The 15,798-nt window shown below is 54.9% G+C and carries 18 protein-coding genes and 1 pseudogene; 6 read left to right on the top strand and 13 right to left on the bottom strand.

Going from position 1 to position 15,798, the window contains the following annotated elements:
- The first annotated feature begins 53 nt into the window (after nucleotides 1-53).
- Nucleotides 54-428: a YfeK family protein gene (locus ACMYSL_RS08355; protein ID WP_304252572.1), complete on the top strand. Its 375-nt coding sequence runs from the start codon at nucleotides 54-56 to the stop codon at nucleotides 426-428.
- Between the two features lie 22 nt (nucleotides 429-450).
- Entirely contained in the window at nucleotides 451-858 is a 408-nt protein-coding gene (locus ACMYSL_RS08350; RefSeq protein WP_182240235.1) for a YybH family protein, read from the top strand.
- Here ACMYSL_RS08350 and cysM read toward each other — a convergent pair.
- The 5 genes from cysM to cysP form a co-directional block, all read right to left on the bottom strand.
- Nucleotides 855-1,766: a cysteine synthase CysM gene (gene cysM / locus ACMYSL_RS08345; RefSeq protein ID WP_434662169.1), complete on the bottom strand. Its 912-nt coding sequence runs from the start codon at nucleotides 1,764-1,766 to the stop codon at nucleotides 855-857. The genes ACMYSL_RS08350 and cysM overlap by 4 nt on opposite strands.
- 136 nt (nucleotides 1,767-1,902) lie before the next feature.
- Nucleotides 1,903-2,997 carry a sulfate/thiosulfate ABC transporter ATP-binding protein CysA gene (gene cysA / locus ACMYSL_RS08340; RefSeq protein ID WP_181485391.1) on the bottom strand — a complete coding sequence of 365 codons (1,095 nt, stop codon included), beginning with the start codon at nucleotides 2,995-2,997 and terminating at the stop codon, nucleotides 1,903-1,905.
- Nucleotides 2,987-3,862 (bottom strand): sulfate/thiosulfate ABC transporter permease CysW, encoded by an 876-nt coding sequence (gene cysW / locus ACMYSL_RS08335; RefSeq protein ID WP_110272190.1) that lies wholly within the window; start codon nucleotides 3,860-3,862, stop codon nucleotides 2,987-2,989. Before cysW ends, cysA begins: the two co-directional genes overlap by 11 nt.
- A complete protein-coding gene (gene cysT, locus ACMYSL_RS08330; protein WP_434662167.1) occupies nucleotides 3,862-4,695 on the bottom strand; it encodes a sulfate/thiosulfate ABC transporter permease CysT in 834 nt (277 codons plus the stop codon). Before cysT ends, cysW begins: the two co-directional genes overlap by 1 nt.
- A complete protein-coding gene (cysP, locus tag ACMYSL_RS08325; protein ID WP_434662165.1) occupies nucleotides 4,695-5,711 on the bottom strand; it encodes a thiosulfate/sulfate ABC transporter substrate-binding protein CysP in 1,017 nt (338 codons plus the stop codon). The genes cysT and cysP overlap by 1 nt, the downstream gene beginning before the upstream one ends.
- 229 nt (nucleotides 5,712-5,940) lie before the next feature.
- On the opposite strand from cysP, the pseudogene ACMYSL_RS08320 reads away from it, so the two are divergent.
- A pseudogene (locus tag ACMYSL_RS08320) lies at nucleotides 5,941-6,273 on the top strand (endonuclease domain-containing protein); the annotation flags it as partial.
- Between the two features lie 146 nt (nucleotides 6,274-6,419).
- Here ACMYSL_RS08320 and ACMYSL_RS08315 read toward each other — a convergent pair.
- The 4 genes from ACMYSL_RS08315 to ACMYSL_RS08300 form a co-directional block, all read right to left on the bottom strand.
- Entirely contained in the window at nucleotides 6,420-7,319 is a 900-nt protein-coding gene (locus tag ACMYSL_RS08315) for a Dyp-type peroxidase (RefSeq protein WP_434662164.1), read from the bottom strand.
- Between the two features lie 94 nt (nucleotides 7,320-7,413).
- A complete protein-coding gene (locus ACMYSL_RS08310; protein WP_434662162.1) occupies nucleotides 7,414-7,989 on the bottom strand; it encodes an RpoE-regulated lipoprotein in 576 nt (191 codons plus the stop codon).
- 61 nt (nucleotides 7,990-8,050) lie between these two features.
- Entirely contained in the window at nucleotides 8,051-8,500 is a 450-nt protein-coding gene (locus tag ACMYSL_RS08305; protein ID WP_434662161.1) for a DUF2919 domain-containing protein, read from the bottom strand.
- Nucleotides 8,487-8,912: a GNAT family acetyltransferase gene (locus tag ACMYSL_RS08300; RefSeq protein ID WP_004104360.1), complete on the bottom strand. Its 426-nt coding sequence runs from the start codon at nucleotides 8,910-8,912 to the stop codon at nucleotides 8,487-8,489. Before ACMYSL_RS08300 ends, ACMYSL_RS08305 begins: the two co-directional genes overlap by 14 nt.
- 211 nt (nucleotides 8,913-9,123) lie before the next feature.
- On the opposite strand from ACMYSL_RS08300, the gene amiA reads away from it, so the two are divergent.
- The 3 genes from amiA (at nucleotide 9,124) to ACMYSL_RS08285 (ending at nucleotide 12,341) form a co-directional block, all read left to right on the top strand.
- Nucleotides 9,124-9,996 (top strand): N-acetylmuramoyl-L-alanine amidase AmiA, encoded by an 873-nt coding sequence (gene amiA / locus ACMYSL_RS08295; RefSeq protein ID WP_182240247.1) that lies wholly within the window; start codon nucleotides 9,124-9,126, stop codon nucleotides 9,994-9,996.
- On the top strand, nucleotides 9,996-10,895 hold the full coding sequence (gene hemF / locus ACMYSL_RS08290) for an oxygen-dependent coproporphyrinogen oxidase (protein WP_434662159.1): 900 nt from the start codon (nucleotides 9,996-9,998) through the stop codon (nucleotides 10,893-10,895). The genes amiA and hemF overlap by 1 nt, the downstream gene beginning before the upstream one ends.
- Before the next feature lie 174 nt (nucleotides 10,896-11,069).
- Nucleotides 11,070-12,341 carry a DUF1963 domain-containing protein gene (locus ACMYSL_RS08285; RefSeq protein WP_434662158.1) on the top strand — a complete coding sequence of 424 codons (1,272 nt, stop codon included), beginning with the start codon at nucleotides 11,070-11,072 and terminating at the stop codon, nucleotides 12,339-12,341.
- Between the two features lie 290 nt (nucleotides 12,342-12,631).
- On the opposite strand, the gene eutR is transcribed toward ACMYSL_RS08285, so the two are convergent.
- Genes eutR through eutC form a run of 4 tightly spaced genes read right to left on the bottom strand, consistent with a single transcriptional unit; the run spans nucleotide 12,632 to nucleotide 15,788 of the window.
- A complete protein-coding gene (gene eutR, locus ACMYSL_RS08280; RefSeq protein ID WP_181485382.1) occupies nucleotides 12,632-13,684 on the bottom strand; it encodes an HTH-type transcriptional regulator EutR in 1,053 nt (350 codons plus the stop codon).
- A gap of 48 nt (nucleotides 13,685-13,732) precedes the next feature.
- Complete coding sequence (gene eutK, locus ACMYSL_RS08275) at nucleotides 13,733-14,215, bottom strand: ethanolamine utilization microcompartment protein EutK (RefSeq protein ID WP_110272181.1); 483 nt, start codon at nucleotides 14,213-14,215, stop codon at nucleotides 13,733-13,735.
- A gap of 10 nt (nucleotides 14,216-14,225) precedes the next feature.
- Nucleotides 14,226-14,885 carry an ethanolamine utilization microcompartment protein EutL gene (gene eutL, locus ACMYSL_RS08270; protein ID WP_110272180.1) on the bottom strand — a complete coding sequence of 220 codons (660 nt, stop codon included), beginning with the start codon at nucleotides 14,883-14,885 and terminating at the stop codon, nucleotides 14,226-14,228.
- Between the two features lie 9 nt (nucleotides 14,886-14,894).
- Nucleotides 14,895-15,788, bottom strand: coding sequence for an ethanolamine ammonia-lyase subunit EutC (gene eutC / locus ACMYSL_RS08265; RefSeq protein WP_182240877.1), 894 nt, complete (start codon nucleotides 15,786-15,788; stop codon nucleotides 14,895-14,897).
- Between the last annotated feature and the right edge of the window lie 10 nt (nucleotides 15,789-15,798).

Genomic DNA, 15,798 nt, shown 5'->3' with positions numbered 1-15,798 from the left:
CTGCGGAAAGAGTAAACTTTATCGCGAACAAACCACTATGGAAGGGACTCAAGATGAAGAACATTCTCTGCGCGGTAATGGCATTATTTCTTACACTTCCCGCCTTTGCCAAACTCAACGCTTATCAAGAAGCGCGCATTAACGCGATGCTCGACGCCCTGGGGCAAAAAAAGGATCTGATCTTCGTACGCAATGGCGATGCCCATACCTGCGAGGAAGCAGTATCACATCTGCGGTTAAAACTTGGTAATACCCGTAACCGCATCGATACCGCCGAGCAATTTATTGATAAGGTAGCATCATCGTCGTCTATTACTGGGAAGCCCTATATCGTCAGGATCCCTGGAAAAAGCGACGAAAACGCGCAGCCGTACCTGCACACCCTGATCGCTGAGACAGATAAAACGGTCACGGTGGAAAATCAATAGCTCACAAAAAGGGCCATCAGAGATGCACAATCCCAACCCGCAGTTAAAAGCCGCCATTGAAGCCTGCGATCGCGCCATCTCGCAGGAGGATTACGCCAGCCTGATGGAGTATTACGCTGAAGACGCCGCGCTGGTGGTTAAGCCAGGAATGGTAGTCAGGGGCAAAGAGAATATCCGCAAAGCGTTTATCGCCATCGCCGATTATTTTCAGCACCGGCTGGTGGTGACGCAGGGGAAGATGGAGATTATTGAAGGCGGCGGCAATGCGCTGGTGATTATGGAAACCCGACTGGATATCCCAACGGCGGAAGGCGGCACGACACAGGTCACACGGCGCGCAACCTATGTCTTTCGCCAGCAGGGTGAGCGCTGGCTATGTACCGTAGATAACTCCTACGGTACTGACCTGCTTGACGTTCCCGAGGTTTAAATCCCCGCGCCCTGGGCGAAGTGCTCTTCGCCAAAGACCCCGGTAGAGAGGTAGCGATCGCCACGATCGCAGACGATCGCCACCACCACCGAGCCAGGGTTTTCACGGGCAATACGTAATGCGCCCGCCACCGCGCCGCCGGAACTGACGCCGCAGAAAATACCTTCCCGCACCGCCAACATTCGCATGATGTTTTCCGCATCCTGCTGATGAATATCCAGCACCTCATCCACCAGCTGTGCGTTAAAAATTCCCGGCATATATTCGGCTGGCCAGCGGCGAATCCCCGGAATACTGCTCCCCTCTTCTGGCTGCAGCCCAACAATGCTCACCGCTTTATCTTGCTCGCGCAGAAAGCGTGAGACACCGGTAATGGTCCCGGTCGTGCCCATACTGGAGACAAAATGGGTGATTCGTCCGTCAGTCTGCTGCCAGATCTCCGGCCCGGTGGTGTTGTAGTGCGCGTAAGGGTTATCCGGATTATTGAACTGATCCAAAAGCTTACCTTCGCCGCGTTGGGCCATCTCCAGCGCCAGATCGCGCGCGCCTTCCATCCCCTGCTCTTTGGTGACCAGAATCAGTTCGGCACCGTAGGCGCGCATAGCGGCACGACGCTCCTGACTCATGTTATCCGGCATCAGCAGCTTCATCTGATAGCCTTTGAGCGCAGCAATCATTGCCAGCGCGATGCCGGTATTGCCGCTGGTCGCCTCAATCAGCACATCGCCGGGCTTAATCTCACCGCGCTTTTCGGCTTCAACAATCATCGACAGCGCAGCGCGATCTTTCACCGACCCCGCAGGGTTGTTCCCTTCCAGCTTGACCCAGATTTCGCTGCCGTTGTCAGGCGCAAGGCGTTGTAATTTCACCAGAGGCGTATTGCCAATTGTTTGTTCTAATGTATTCACGGTTTTTGCCCAATAAAAAGGCCGGGTGAGAGTTTACCCGGCCTGCAAACGTTCCCGAATGGCGACGCATTGCGTCTAACCCGGGCTACCAAATCCTGCCGTTGCGAAAACGGCGATAAACTTGCGGATCAAGCTATCAGGCCGATTCAGCCAGAGCAAGCTCCCCGCGTGGCTCGATACGTTCATTGCCGTTGTACAGGCGTGCATTTTGTAAGCCGACAAACAGGCGCTCACCGCGATACGGCGCGTCTTCTCCCTGCAGTACCACGGTCAACGGTTCGTCATACCACCCAAGAGGCTGAACAACTAATTGGGTGTAGTGGCCTTTGGGGCTGGCTTCCAGTACCTGTACCGGCAGCGGCGAATCAAGGCTGGTGCGACGGCTGATATCCACTTCCCACGGACGCAGGAACAGATCGACCGGCCCCTGGTATGCCGGGGTATAGCCTAACGGCCAGCGATGCGCGCCGACGTGGAACTGACCGCCGCGAATGGTGCCTTTCAGGCGGTTAACTTCGCCCATAAACTCCAGCACAAAGCGGGTGGCAGGCTCACGCCACACTAGGTCAGGCGCATCGGCCTGTTCGATATTGCCCTGGCTCATCACCACCACGCGATCCGCCACTTCGGTGGCTTCTTCCTGATCATGCGTCACAAATACGCTGGTGAATTTCAGCTCTTCATGCAGCTGACGCAGCCAGCGCCGCAGCTCTTTACGCACCTGGGCATCCAGCGCGCCGAAAGGCTCATCCAGCAGCAGGATTTGCGGTTCAACCGCCAGCGCACGAGCCAAAGCCACGCGCTGCTTTTGCCCGCCGGAGAGCTGGGCCGGATAGCGATCGGCCAGATGCGCCAGCTGCACCATTTCCAGCAGTTTGGTCACTTTTGCTTTAATACCGGCCGCATTTGGCCGTTCGCGCCTAGGCAGCACCGTCAGGCCAAAAGCAATGTTGTCGAACACCGTCATATGGCGAAACAGCGCGTAGTGCTGGAACACGAATCCAACTTTGCGATCGCGCGCATGCACGCGGCTCACGTCGGTGCCGTGAAAACGGATATGCCCGCTGGACTGATTCTCCAGCCCGGCAATAATACGCAGCAGCGTAGTTTTCCCGGAGCCGGACGGCCCCAGCAGCGCAACCATCTGTCCGGAGGGGATATCCAGTGAGATATCATTCAGCACCTGGGTGCGACCAAAAGACTTCTTAATATTGGCAATCTCAATGCTCATGATTTCCCTCCAGTTGCGCGCGTTTTTCCTGATTGGCCAAACGCCATTGCACCATACTCTTCAAAAACAAGGTCAAAATAGCCATTAACGTCAGCAAAGCCGCAGCGGTAAACGAGCCGACGGTATTGTAGTCCTGCTCCAGTAATTCAATTTGCAGCGGCAGCGATAAAGTTTCGCCGCGAATCGAGCCGGAAACTACCGACACGGCGCCGAATTCACCGATGGCGCGGGCGTTGGTCAGCACCACGCCGTAGAGCAGCGCCCAGCGGATGTTTGGCAAGGTAACGCGACGGAACATCTGCCAGCCCGAAGCGCCGAGTAAAATCGCCGCCTCATCTTCATGGCTACCCTGGCTCATCATCACCGGCACCAGCTCGCGAACCACAAACGGGCAGGTCACAAAGATGGTCGCCAGCACCATACCCGGCCAGGCGAACATGATCTGCAGGTTGTGCTCATCGAGCCAACCGCCCAGCGGGCCGTTAGAACCGTAAAACAGCAAATAGACCAGCCCCGCCACCACCGGCGAGACGGCAAACGGAATATCCAGCAGCGTCAGCAGCAGCTGGCGGCCCGGAAAAGTAAAGCGCGTCACCAGCCAGGCAAGCAGCACACCGAACACCAGGTTTACCGGCACGGTAATCAAAGCAATCATCACCGTCAGCCAGATAGCATGCAGCATGTCCGGATCGGCAAGGTTTTGCAGCACCGGCATCAGGCCTTTGCTAAACGCCTGCACGAAGATATAGACCATCGGCACAATCAGAATGAAGGCGGAAACCAGCATCCCGGTACCAATCAGAAACCATTTTCCCCAGTTAATACGGGGCGCGTCATAACGCTTCAATTGAGCAACGATCGCCATTAATGACCTACCACACGTCGACCAAAGCGACTTTGCAGGGTGTTAATTGAGAACAGTAGCAGTAACGATGCCGCGAGGATCACCGAAGCAATCGCGCTGGCGGCAGGGTAATCAAACTCCTGCAAACGAACGAAAATCATCAGCGAGGTCACTTCCGTTTTCCACGCGATGTTACCGGCGATAAAAATCACCGCACCGAACTCGCCGAGGCTACGGGTAAACGACAACGCAATCCCAGCCAGCAGCGCCGGAGACAGCTCCGGCAACACCACTTTGCGAAAGCTCTGCAGACGCGTCGCGCCCAGCGTTTCCGCAGCTTCTTCATACTCCGGACCCAGCTCTTCGAGCACCGGCTGCACCGTACGAACCACAAACGGGATGCTGGTAAAGGCCATGGCTACTGCGATACCCAGCCAGGTATAGGTCACTTTGATATCAAACTTCGCCAGCCACTCGCCGTAAAAACCGTTGACCGAGAATAGCGACGCCAGCGTCAGACCCGCTACTGCCGTCGGCAGGGCAAACGGCAGATCCATCAACGCATCCAGCAGAGTACGGCCCGGAAAACGGTAGCGCGTAAGGATCCACGCCATCAGGAGACCAAATATGCCGTTGAAAATCGACGCTACGAAGGCCGACAGCAGGGTGACTTTATAGGCCGCCACCACCTGGGGATTAGTGACCACATCCCAGTACTGAGCCCAGGTCATCTCAGAGAGCTGCATCACCAGCGCGCTCAACGGCAGCAGCAGAATCAAGCAAACAAACAGCAGGCTGGTGCCGAGGCTCAGGGTAAAGCCCGGCAGCACGCGCTTTGATGCAACAGCAAACATTACTTACGCCCCGCCGCCAGCAGTTTGTCCAGCTCACCGCCGCTGACAAAGTGGGTTTTCATCACTTCCGGCCATGATCCAAACTGGTCATCTACGCGGAACAGTTCAGTTTGCGGGAATTTATCTTTCAATCCATCCATCACTTTCGGGTTGTTCACGCGATAGTAATAGTCGGTAATAATTGTCTGCGCTTGTGGGCTATAGAGCCAGGTCAGGTAGGCCTTCGCCGCCTTTTCCGTACCGTTGGCTTTGACGTTTTTATCCACCCAGGCCACAGGGAATTCAGCCAGGATATTGGTTTTAGGAATAACCACCTCGAATCCCTGATCTTCGTACTGTTTGCGGATGTTATTCACTTCCGATTCAAAACTAATCAGTACATCGCCCAACCCGCGTTCCGCAAAGGTGGTAGTAGCACCGCGACCACCGGTATCAAACACTTCGACGTTCTTCAGAAATTGGGTCATAAACTGCTCGGTTTTGGCTTTATCGCCACCGTCAGCTTTGTCCGCGGCGCCCCACGCGGCTAAATAGGTATAACGCGCGTTGCCTGAGGTTTTCGGGTTCGGGAAAATCAGTTTCACATCGGAGCGCACCAGGTCATTCCAGTCGTGAATATTTTTCGGATTACCTTTGCGCACCAGGAATCCCATGGTGGAGTAAAACGGCGAGCTGTTATTCGGCAAACGGCTTTGCCAGTCGGCCGGAATCAGCTTGCCTTTGTCGTGCAGGATCTGCACGTCGGTCACCTGGTTATAGGTCACCACGTCGGCCTTCAGGCCTTGCAGAATCGCCAGCGCCTGTTTTGATGACCCGGCATGAGATTGTTTAATCGTCAGCTTATCGCCAGCGTTATCTTTCGCCCACTGCTGTTCAAACGGCGGGTTAAGGGCGGCAAACAGCTCGCGGGAAACATCGTAGGAACTGTTCAGCAGTTCCGTCGCCTGCGCCTGCGCAACCAACAGCACAGAAGCTGCCAGCGCCAGATATCCTTTTTTCAGTGATTTAACGGCCATTGCGCACCCTTATCAATTTGATGACTTTCTGGTGATCATCATATTTATAACGGTGATGAAAGGAGTAACGGTTTTATATACCGTTTGGCGATTTGGAAGTCGAAAAGAGAATAAGGACATGGGAAAGCATTTCTGAATTCGGCTTCCAGAATCGAAGTGTCATTATGACAAACCGTGGGTAAGCGGGCACTGTGCTGACATGAAAAATGCACAGATATTAGCTCGGTAGCTCAGACGTAGCTTAACGCCTGCGGAACGTCGACTGTGGTATTCACTCCGCGACCGTCGCTTTGCTCGCTATAAGTTTCGCCACCAGCATCCCGTAGGCCCCTATATTCTCGATTTTGCCTGCTGCTCAGTACGGCTGGCGATTGAGCTGGATGGCGGGCAACACGATGAGAGGAGTGTTTACGATGCCCGTCGCACCCGTTGGTTGCAGGGTCAGGGATGGCAGGTTTTACGTTTCTGGAATAATGAGTTTGAACATCATGAGGAGGCGGTGATGGGGAGGATACTTGAAGCACTTGAGTCGCCGATACTCCCACCCCGGCCCTCTCCCTGAGGGTGAGGGAGAAAGGCAGTCGGCGCTCGAGCTCACCAACAACGCCGATCGTTCCGTCTGCCGCGCTGAGGAAAAACTGTACTCACCCACAACGCCGATCGATCCCCTCTCCCCGGTGGGGAGAGGGTTAGGGTGAGGGGAAAAGTTTACAGTGCCTGCAACCTCTCCAGCGACGGCGCGAAGTAGTACCCGCCGGTCACCGGTTTAGTAAAGCGCAGCATCGCATCGCGCTTACCATCGGTATCGCCGAACATACTCAGCAACTGCTGCTCAATGTTGTACAGGCGCGCGCAGTAGGCACAGAAGTAGAGACCATGAACGCCGCTGGCGGTACCGTACGGCAGGCTCTGGCGCACAATCTTCAGGCCTTTACCATCTTCCTTCAGATCAACGCGGCTCAGGTGGGAGGTTTCCGGACGATCGTCGCCGTCAATCTCTTCGTTGGCTTCTTTGGTCCGACCAATCATCATTTCCTGGTCTGGAACACTCATGCGGTTAAGCTGTTTGAGGTTATGTTCCCAGCGCTGAACGAAAACGTAGCTGCCGCCTGCATCAACGCCATCTTTGATAACGGCGACTTCACGGCGCGTCTCTTCACCCGCCGGGTTTTCGGTGCCATCAACAAAGCCGCTCAGGTCGCGCTCTTCAATCCAGCGGAAGCCGTGAACCTCTTCTTTGATATCAATAACAGCGCCAAACGCAGCCATTGCCGCCTGAGCGACAGAGAAATTCACCTCATGCTGTGCGGACAGAATATGAATTAGCACATCATACTGAGTTGACGGCGCCAGACCTTTACCATAGACCGGGAAGTCTTTTAACTCTTCCGCGCCCACGCCGCCGCTCAGCTGACGCCAGACGTTATGGCCAAAAGCAACCACCGCCCCCAGCTTAGCATCCGGATATTTCGCCTCAAAAGTAGCTAACTTATCGGCAAAAACCTTGCTGGCTTCACGCAGTGCATCAACGTCGCCTTTAACATTCGCTTCAATCCAAATCGCCGCACGGCAATGTTCCGGCAAAATGCCGCTCTGAACCTGAGACATCGCTCCTCCTGAAATTATACAGCCACAACGCTGTGGCCTTTTTAAGGTGCTATTGTACTCGCTTTTTCAGGACGTCGAATCACTTCAGATCAAATTAGCGACGCCAGATAATCTCGCTCACCGGCCAGTTCTTCAGCGTGTCGTCAGAAGGCATCAGCTCTTCAGGCCCGCTCCAGTTACCAGTGAATACATAGCTGATGTGCTGGCTGCCTTTGGCTTTACATTCCACAACCGTGCCGCTGTCATGATGGCCTTTCTGGCAGTTGCCGAAAGCTTTACTGTAGATGTCGCTAAACGGTGTGCCTATTTTCACGCCGCTGGCGGCTTCGATATTGCTATCGCGCACGTTGATACGGCTGATGGTGCCGCTCTCACCGTTGATGGTCAGCGCGACCTTGTCATCTTTTAACGCTTCGAAATAGCGCACGATGTTGCCATTGGCGGTTTTCATGCCGCTGCGCAGGCGATAGCTGCTGCCAAGCGCATCGCTAATGGCCTGCTCGCTCATCGGCGTCGCGGCGGTCAGGTTGCCCACGCCCTGCTCGGTAACCTCCGTTGAGGAACCAAACCAGTTCCACGGATAGGCCGCTGACCAGTTGACCGCGCTCATTGTTGAGCAACCGGTTAAGACCAGCGGTAATGCGCAGAGAAGTAAACGTCGCGATTTCATGACTCAGTCCTTTCTTATTAATTCAACGCATGTTGGAGTACGCGATCGGCAAAAAGTGCCCTTAAAGCTGTTCGTCACGAAAACAGGCTTTCAGCCGACGACTGCTCAATAGCCACCAGAGCGCGTAAAGATCCGCCGCCAACAGGGCAATGGTCACCGCCGAAGGTGATTCACCGCTCAGCCACAGTAACGGCTGCCAGACCAGCAGCAATATTTGCGAGAAGACCAGCAGCCAGCGCATCAGCGGCCAAAGCCGAGGAAATTTTTGACGGTGTCCGCTGACGACAAACGCCAGCACTGCCGGAATACCGGGCAGCAACCCCAGCCAAAAATTATCATAATTCGGATAAAACAGATTCAGCAGCGCATCGCCTTGTTGACGCGACGCGCCTGCCATCAGAAACAACACCCACGTCCGCGCCTGCAACAGCAGCACGCACCAAAAAAGGAACGGCAAACGCAGGCGACCATGGCTATCAAAATCGGAGGGGATAAATTCAGTATTCTTCATCTTCAATTAAGCGTTTACCGAGGCACAGCACGTCCGAATGCTCATAGCCGAGCCGCTCGTACATCCCCTGAACCACGTCGTTATCTTCACGTATCATAATGTTGATTTTTGGACAGCCGCGGGCAATCAGCTTTTTCTCCAGCCGGTTAAGCAACGCATTCGCAATGCCGCGACCACGATATTCAGGGTGCACGCCAAGGTAATAAGCCGACCCGCGATGGCCGTCATAACCACCCATTACCGTGCCGACGACTTCACCATTAACCTCGGCAACCAGGAACAAGCTGGCATCGTGGTTCAGCTTACGTTCAATATCCATTTCCGGATCGTTCCATGGCCGCAGGAGATCGCAACGCTCCCACAGGGTAATCACCTCTTCGAAATCTTGTTGGCGAAAAACGCGTATCTCCATGGTATTCCCCACCATTAACGGTTAAAAACAGTGATTATGGCGCGATTGCGCGCGATAGCCAATATCAGGCGCAATGAGCCGCAAAAAATGGCATAATATGACTTTGTCATGTATTGAAATGAAAAGTAAAACAATTCTTATTTTGAATGGTCGTATCAGAAAACACGATACGATATAACATTGGTTACCACTTGTTTGCAATTCAGGCCGAATGAGCACTTTTAAACCCTTAAAAATACTTTCTTCGCGCCGCCAGGTGCTGAAAGCCGGGCTGGCAGCAATCACCCTTTCAGGGATCGCCTCACAGGCCAGCGCGAAAGAACAACCGTTAAAAACATCTAACGGTCACAGCAAACCCGCCGCGAAGAAAAAAGGCGCTAAACGCGTCGTCATGCTCGACCCGGGCCATGGCGGCATTGATACCGGCGCAATTGGCCATAACGGCTCAAAAGAGAAACACGTTGTCCTGGCGATCGCTAAAAACGTGCGCAGCATTCTGCGCAACAACGGCATCGATGCGCGACTGACGCGCAGCGGCGATACCTTTATTCCGCTATACGACCGCGTAGAGATAGCCCATCAGCACGGTGCCGACCTCTTCATGTCGATTCACGCCGACGGTTTCACCAATCCGAGCGCGGCCGGGGCCTCCGTGTTCGCCCTTTCCAACCGCGGCGCCAGTAGCGCCATGGCAAAATACCTCTCCGATCGTGAAAACCGTGCGGATGAAGTCGCTGGCAAGAAAGCGACGGATAAAGACCACCTATTGCAGCAAGTGCTCTTCGACCTGGTACAAACTGATACCATCAAAAACAGCCTGACGCTCGGCTCGCATATCCTGAAAAAGATAAAGCCGGTGCATAAGCTGCACAGCCGCAATACTGAACAGGCGGCGTTCGTGGTGCTGAAATCGCCATCGATTCCGTCGGTACTGGTAGAAACTTCATTTATTACCAATCCGAATGAAGAAAAGCTGCTGGGCACTACCGCGTTCCGGCAGAAAATCGCCACGGCGATTGCTAACGGCATTATTAGTTATTTCCACTGGTTCGATAACCAGAAAGCCCATTCGACGAGACGTTAATGAAACCCGACGCGCAGCAGGTAAAAGCATTCCTTCTTCAGTTGCAGGACACTATCTGCCAAAAGCTGAGCGCCGTTGACGGCAGCGATTTCGTTGAAGATAGCTGGCAGCGGGAAGCCGGCGGCGGCGGGCGCAGCCGGGTGCTGCGCGACGGCGGTATCTTTGAGCAGGCAGGCGTGAACTTCTCGCATGTACACGGCGATGCGATGCCAGCTTCTGCTACCGCTCATCGCCCTGAGCTGGCGGGCCGCAGCTTCGAAGCCATGGGCGTGTCGCTGGTGGTGCATCCGCGCAGTCCGTACATTCCCACCAGCCATGCCAACGTGCGCTTCTTTATTGCGCAAAAACCGGGCGCGGACCCAGTGTGGTGGTTCGGTGGCGGCTTCGATTTAACCCCCTATTACGGTTTTGAAGAAGATGCCGTTCACTGGCATCGTACCGCCCGTGATTTATGCCGCCCATTCGGCGAAGAGGTTTATCCGCGCTACAAAAAATGGTGTGACGATTATTTCTTCCTCAAACATCGTAATGAGCAGCGCGGTATCGGCGGGCTGTTTTTCGATGATTTGAATACCCCGAATTTCGACCATGGTTTCGACTTTATGCAGGCGGTTGGCAACGGCTATACCGACGCATATTTACCGATTGTCGAGCGACGTAAAGAGATGCTCTGGGGCGAGCGCGAGCGCGATTTTCAACTCTACCGTCGCGGGCGCTACGTGGAGTTCAATCTGGTGTGGGATCGCGGCACCCTGTTCGGCCTGCAAACCGGCGGACGCACCGAATCCATCCTGATGTCGATGCCTCCGCTAGTCCGCTGGGAATATGATTATCAGCCGGAAGCGGGCAGCCCGGAGGCGGCGCTCAGCGAATTTATTCAGGTAAGAGATTGGGTTTAATTTACCGATCTGTTTATTAAAAGCCTCCTTCCCCGAAAAAATAGCCAAGTGGAAAAGTTGACGATATTTATCGTGACCACTTACACGGAAAAAATCGGATAACAGCCTGCTGCTGTTAAGCTTTCACCGCGGTACAGTAGGCGTTCGACATATCTGATATGGAATATTTACCGCATGGACGAGCGAATTCCCTGCAAAAACCCGCAATGCTCACATCACATTCTGCCAGCGACGGCTGCCCGCACGGAGGGTTATTGCATGCCCTGCGTCAATGCGCGCTATCGGCAAGAGCAGGAAGAATATATCCGGAAAAACAGAAAAACGATCGATGCGTTCAGCGGTATTAGCGACCCTGTTGAAATGCTTAAACTCGTTCATGAGCCCCGGGAACACGATCCGTTAATCGAATGGGTCCCCTGCCCCATTCCAACCGATGAGCTTTACAAAAAGCTCTCCGCTGATGAATGCCGCTACATGGCCGATTATGCAGAAGATTTATTTGATTCTGGTTACGAGGATGATGCACAGGAAATTGCTCTGTGCCTGGCGGCATTTACCCGGGCAAATCTGGATAATTTCTTACGCCTGGTAATAAATGAAGAGGAACTGGAGCTAGCTTCCCCCCTGCCTTTTCACCGCGCGCCGCCTGACGTACGCGATGCGCTTTTGCAGAAGGTTGAAACCGATGCCGAAAACCGTGACGGCATTCTTTGCGCACTGGCCTGGATTGGCGATGAGGTTGTCGTTGAGCGTTTTAACCGATGGCGTCAGGAACCACCTTCGTGGAGTGCTTCACTTTATGTCCTCCCTCATCACTATGCTCACCAGGCAGGATGGGAGCTCGCTGAAAATGGTAGCAGGCGCGATCTTTACTTCTCGCAATGTACCCATCTGGTAAAACAGGCGCCTAAACAACCTGCCGTTTTTCGCGCCGTCACAGAATATGGTGAGAACTGCCCGCACTGCTCCCTGCCGCTGATCAATCTGTTTGAGGTTGCGCCGGGCGCCGTCGGTCTCAGCGCGGATTGCTGGCCAGAGAAAATTCGTATTCTGATCTGCCAGTGCTGTACGGTATATGACACCGTTTTCGCGACACTGGATCCCCAGGGTCAGCCGCGATGGTTCGAAAAAAATGCGATCTCGGCGCTGGCGGTGAAGAACTCCGCCGACTGGATAACGCTCCCGCTTGATATACTGCATCCTGGCGAAACGCGCTTGCCGCTGTTCGCCGCCGATCCCAATTTACCCACGACCTTTTCACAGCTCGGCGGTCATCCGGCCTGGGTTCAGGATGCGGAATATCCAAAATGTCCAACATGCGCGCAAACGATGATGTTCCTCGCGCAGATAAGTTATGAAGATATTGAGGAATACGCCGAAGGGATGCTTTACGGGTTTATCTGCCCCACTTGCCGTACAACGGCGACATCTTATCAGCAAACATAAACGCTCAACCTCATAACCTGATGACAAAACTGTTTTGAATATTGTGCCCGCGTTTCTGCCGGGCGGCGGCTAACGCCTTGCCCGGCCTACGGATTCACAGCCGTCTGCAAGCCAATAGCCGCCTGCGGGTTGCTGACTAAAAATAGACAAACGTTCACGGTATATTGCCCTTACTAGCTACGGGCTTGATGTCATACGCGGATCTCGTAGGCCCGGTAAGGCGCTAGCCGCCACCGGGCAATTGCCGAAACGCGCACGTTGTCAGCAACCGGAGAGCCTGCCCACCAACATCAAACGCACTGGCGCATCCTTTGATGCAGCGTCAGCGACGGTTTCTCGGCAAATAGCTGTTGATAATCGGTGGCGAACTGTCCCAAATGCCAGAATCCCCACTGCATCGCGGCATCTTTGACTGTCGCGCTTTGCGACCACGGGCTAATAAGCTCCCGACGTACCGCGTTTAAACGAATGCGCTTCAGCCACGCGTTCGGGCCAATCCCCAGAATGGCGTGAAAAGCATTTTGCAGCGTGCGGCGGCTAACATGCAGCTGATTACATAAGTCGAGAACGGTCAGCGGCTCCGACATATTCTCCAGCACATACTCTCGCGCCCGGGATAGTAGCCGTCGATAGCTTTGATGGCTGATGCTCTCGGCGGTGACCATCGGCTGCGCCTCTTCCAGCATCGCCCCCATCGCCAACAGCAGATTATCGCCCAGAACTTTGCGCACCGCAGGCTGATGAAGATTGTCCGGACTCTCGCTAAATGTCGCCAGCGCCTGCTGCACAAAGCCCCACAGCGCGGCTTTATGCTGCTCTTTCACCTCCAGCGCCGACTGGTTTCGCAGCATATGCAGCACTCTTTCCGGGTGATGCAGGAAGCTGGCCTGACGGGAAATGACATCCTCGGAGATAACCACCCCCAGAATGGTGTAGTCATCCGGCGTACTTAATTCGAATTCCGTTCCGCCGGGCCGGGTGGCGATTTCAGCGCTACCAATACACTGCGAACCAATAAAGCCCTGCTCACCGCGCGTCGCCGGAATTCCGAACCAGAAGGAATTCGGCCACACCAGGCAGGATTGGCGCAGCGCCAGACCGGTATACTCACGGAACACCTGAATATCATCGAGAAGAATCTCAGTGAACTCACCGTGGAATTGCCCCGGATGCAGCTGATCGTAAATCTGCTGCCAGGCGGTAATCGTCAGAGCGTGCTCATAAACATCGGTAGTTCGCCGCTGGTGAATATTATCCACTTCCACCATCGGCGTAAGTTTAACGTCTTCGGGTAATGCTTCATGATAAAGATGGTGCAGGTTTGCCGGTTTTTTCTTTTTCATGATCTTTTGAGCCGGGAACCCTGTCGCGCTCCCGGCACCTCCGACTGGTTAATTTTTTAAGCGATAGCGACTACTGCGTTTACGCAACGCCCCGGCAGAAAAGAGCTGCTCCAGCGCCTTTCTGGCTTCTTCAAGCGACCAGCCGAAATGCGCGGCCACCTCCCCTGCAGTCATTCCCTGACGCACCGATGTCAGCAGCGCCACCAGAGCTTCTGATGACTCTGTCGTTGCAGGTGCCTCCGGCGTTTCCTGCTGGCGTTGAAAGCCGCTAATCAGCCGCTGGGTATCCTCTTCCGGTCGGCCAATTTCCCGGCGGCTAATAACACGACCCGTGCGCTGTGCAGCAGCACTTCCGGCATCCAGCGCCGCACGGCACGCCGCCAGATCGCCTTCAATCACCAGCGTCAGCCTCCCGGGGTCGAGAACTTCATGGCTGAGTAGACGCACGTTGGCCGCTTTCAGCATGGCATCCGCTGCGTCAACGGCGGCAACCATGCCATCCACTTCCAGTAATCCCAGCGCGTTGATCATCACAGCCCCCTTACGCGCGCTGGATTGGATGGCGGGCTATATCCAGAACGGCATCGGTAAAGGCGTTGCAGGCGGCTTTACAGGCAGCCTGGCTCCCGGTCAGAAACGCCGCCGAATAGTTGGTTTCTGACGGCGGTGGCACGTAGGTCACCAACTGAACGTCCGCTGATTTCAACGCCGCATCGATACCAAACGTCGCTTCCAAAGGCGGCGCGACCAGATAAGCCAATGGGTCGCCCAGCGCGATGCCTGAAGTCGACGAGAGATACGAGCCGGTGCGCGAAACTACATGTGCGAGGAATGCGGTATCTTCAGCGTCGTTCGCCCACTGAAACGCCGCACCGCCTTCAATATGCGCGACCATCGCATCCAGACCGGCGCGAACCTCCGCCGGGTTAGGGCCGCCCAGCATAATCAGCACTTCCCCCGCTGTCGGCGAAGGACCGTGAGCCGCGCCAGCGTACAGAGAACGGCCATAAACCACTTCAACCATTGCCTGTTTTGTCGCTTCGTCAGCGGCAATATAAGTCACGTCATCAGAATCTGCCGTGATGAGTCCGAGGCTACGTATATGTGGCGGTAATTTAAGTTCGCGCGCGAAACCGTCATTCACCGAAGCAATCACGCGCATGGCCGTCACAGAGGGGCGAATTAAATCTAATGCAGGCATGATGCCTCCTTAACGAGTCATGTTGATGCCGGAAGCCTTCTGCTCCAGCATGCGTTTGGCCAAATCGACAATCACCGCGGCCGCTTCTACCGGCGGCGTACCGCCCTGGTGAATATTCGAAATGCAGGTACGATCCGCTTCGACGGTAGTCGCCACGCGCGGAGAGTAAACGGCGTAGCAGGAGAGGCTTTCCGACTGCCCTAGCCCCGGACGCTCACCCACCAACAGGACAACGACTTTCGCACCGAGAATTTCGCCAATTTGATCTTCGATTTTGACGCGCCCGTAGCGCACAAAGAACGGCGTGCCGACCTTCAATCCAGCTTGTTTCAGGCCCGACAACAGCGGCGGCAGGATCTCTTCATAGTTGACGGTGATCGCGTCGGTCGAGAGGCCATCGGAAACCACCACCTGCACATCCGGGCTCATGACGCACTGCGTTTTAAGCGCTTCAATCGCTTCAGCACTCAGGCGACGACCCATATCCGGGCGCGTCAGGTAGAGGTTTTTGTCGCTAATTTCTGAACGCACCTCCAGCAAGCCCTGGGTTTTCACCCACTCTTCCGGCACCTCTTTCAATACCGTATCTTTGGAACGCGAATGGTCGGCAAGAAAGCGCAACAGCGCGAGGGTGCGCGGGCGTGGACCGGCACGACCGGTACAAACGCGCGCCACGGTGCTGCGCTTGAGCTCGGCCAGCACTTCCGCACGATGCGGCTGCTGCACGCCAATCCAGGCCTTGGCTTCAGGCGAACCTAAATCCAGTTCGCAACTCTCCGCGGCAACTTCACACTGGCTGGCGCACTTCGTCACCGCAGCCTGCGGCGCTGCCGCCGTGGTTTGCGGTTGTCCCATTGACGCCATCACGCTACGTACAATTTCTTCAATCTGCTTTTGATCCATCATGTGTCAT

Origin of the sequence: Klebsiella sp. MISC125 (genome assembly GCF_051131775.1) — a bacterium.
In the GTDB taxonomy this organism is placed as follows: Bacteria; Pseudomonadota; Gammaproteobacteria; order Enterobacterales; family Enterobacteriaceae; genus Klebsiella.
This window is presented reverse-complemented; position numbering and strand designations above follow the sequence as displayed.

Excerpts from the sequence above, each read along its gene's own strand:
- cysA (WP_181485391.1), bottom strand. The coding sequence starts at position 2,997 with ATGAGCATTGAGATTGCCAATATTAAGAAGTCTTTTGGTCGCACCCAG.
- cysT (WP_434662167.1), bottom strand. The coding sequence starts at position 4,695 with ATGTTTGCTGTTGCATCAAAGCGCGTGCTGCCGGGCTTTACCCTGAGC.
- ACMYSL_RS08305 (WP_434662161.1), bottom strand. The coding sequence starts at position 8,500 with ATGAAGAATACTGAATTTATCCCCTCCGATTTTGATAGCCATGGTCGC.
- eutL (WP_110272180.1), bottom strand. The coding sequence starts at position 14,885 with ATGCCTGCATTAGATTTAATTCGCCCCTCTGTGACGGCCATGCGCGTG.
- ACMYSL_RS08300 (WP_004104360.1), bottom strand. The coding sequence starts at position 8,912 with ATGGAGATACGCGTTTTTCGCCAACAAGATTTCGAAGAGGTGATTACC.
- cysP (WP_434662165.1), bottom strand. The coding sequence starts at position 5,711 with ATGGCCGTTAAATCACTGAAAAAAGGATATCTGGCGCTGGCAGCTTCT.
- ACMYSL_RS08350 (WP_182240235.1), top strand. The coding sequence starts at position 451 with ATGCACAATCCCAACCCGCAGTTAAAAGCCGCCATTGAAGCCTGCGAT.
- ACMYSL_RS08315 (WP_434662164.1), bottom strand. The coding sequence starts at position 7,319 with ATGTCTCAGGTTCAGAGCGGCATTTTGCCGGAACATTGCCGTGCGGCG.
- ACMYSL_RS08355 (WP_304252572.1), top strand. The coding sequence starts at position 54 with ATGAAGAACATTCTCTGCGCGGTAATGGCATTATTTCTTACACTTCCC.
- amiA (WP_182240247.1), top strand. The coding sequence starts at position 9,124 with ATGAGCACTTTTAAACCCTTAAAAATACTTTCTTCGCGCCGCCAGGTG.
- eutR (WP_181485382.1), bottom strand. The coding sequence starts at position 13,684 with ATGAAAAAGAAAAAACCGGCAAACCTGCACCATCTTTATCATGAAGCA.
- eutC (WP_182240877.1), bottom strand. The coding sequence starts at position 15,788 with ATGGATCAAAAGCAGATTGAAGAAATTGTACGTAGCGTGATGGCGTCA.
- hemF (WP_434662159.1), top strand. The coding sequence starts at position 9,996 with ATGAAACCCGACGCGCAGCAGGTAAAAGCATTCCTTCTTCAGTTGCAG.
- ACMYSL_RS08310 (WP_434662162.1), bottom strand. The coding sequence starts at position 7,989 with ATGAAATCGCGACGTTTACTTCTCTGCGCATTACCGCTGGTCTTAACC.
- cysW (WP_110272190.1), bottom strand. The coding sequence starts at position 3,862 with ATGGCGATCGTTGCTCAATTGAAGCGTTATGACGCGCCCCGTATTAAC.
- ACMYSL_RS08285 (WP_434662158.1), top strand. The coding sequence starts at position 11,070 with ATGGACGAGCGAATTCCCTGCAAAAACCCGCAATGCTCACATCACATT.
- eutK (WP_110272181.1), bottom strand. The coding sequence starts at position 14,215 with ATGATCAACGCGCTGGGATTACTGGAAGTGGATGGCATGGTTGCCGCC.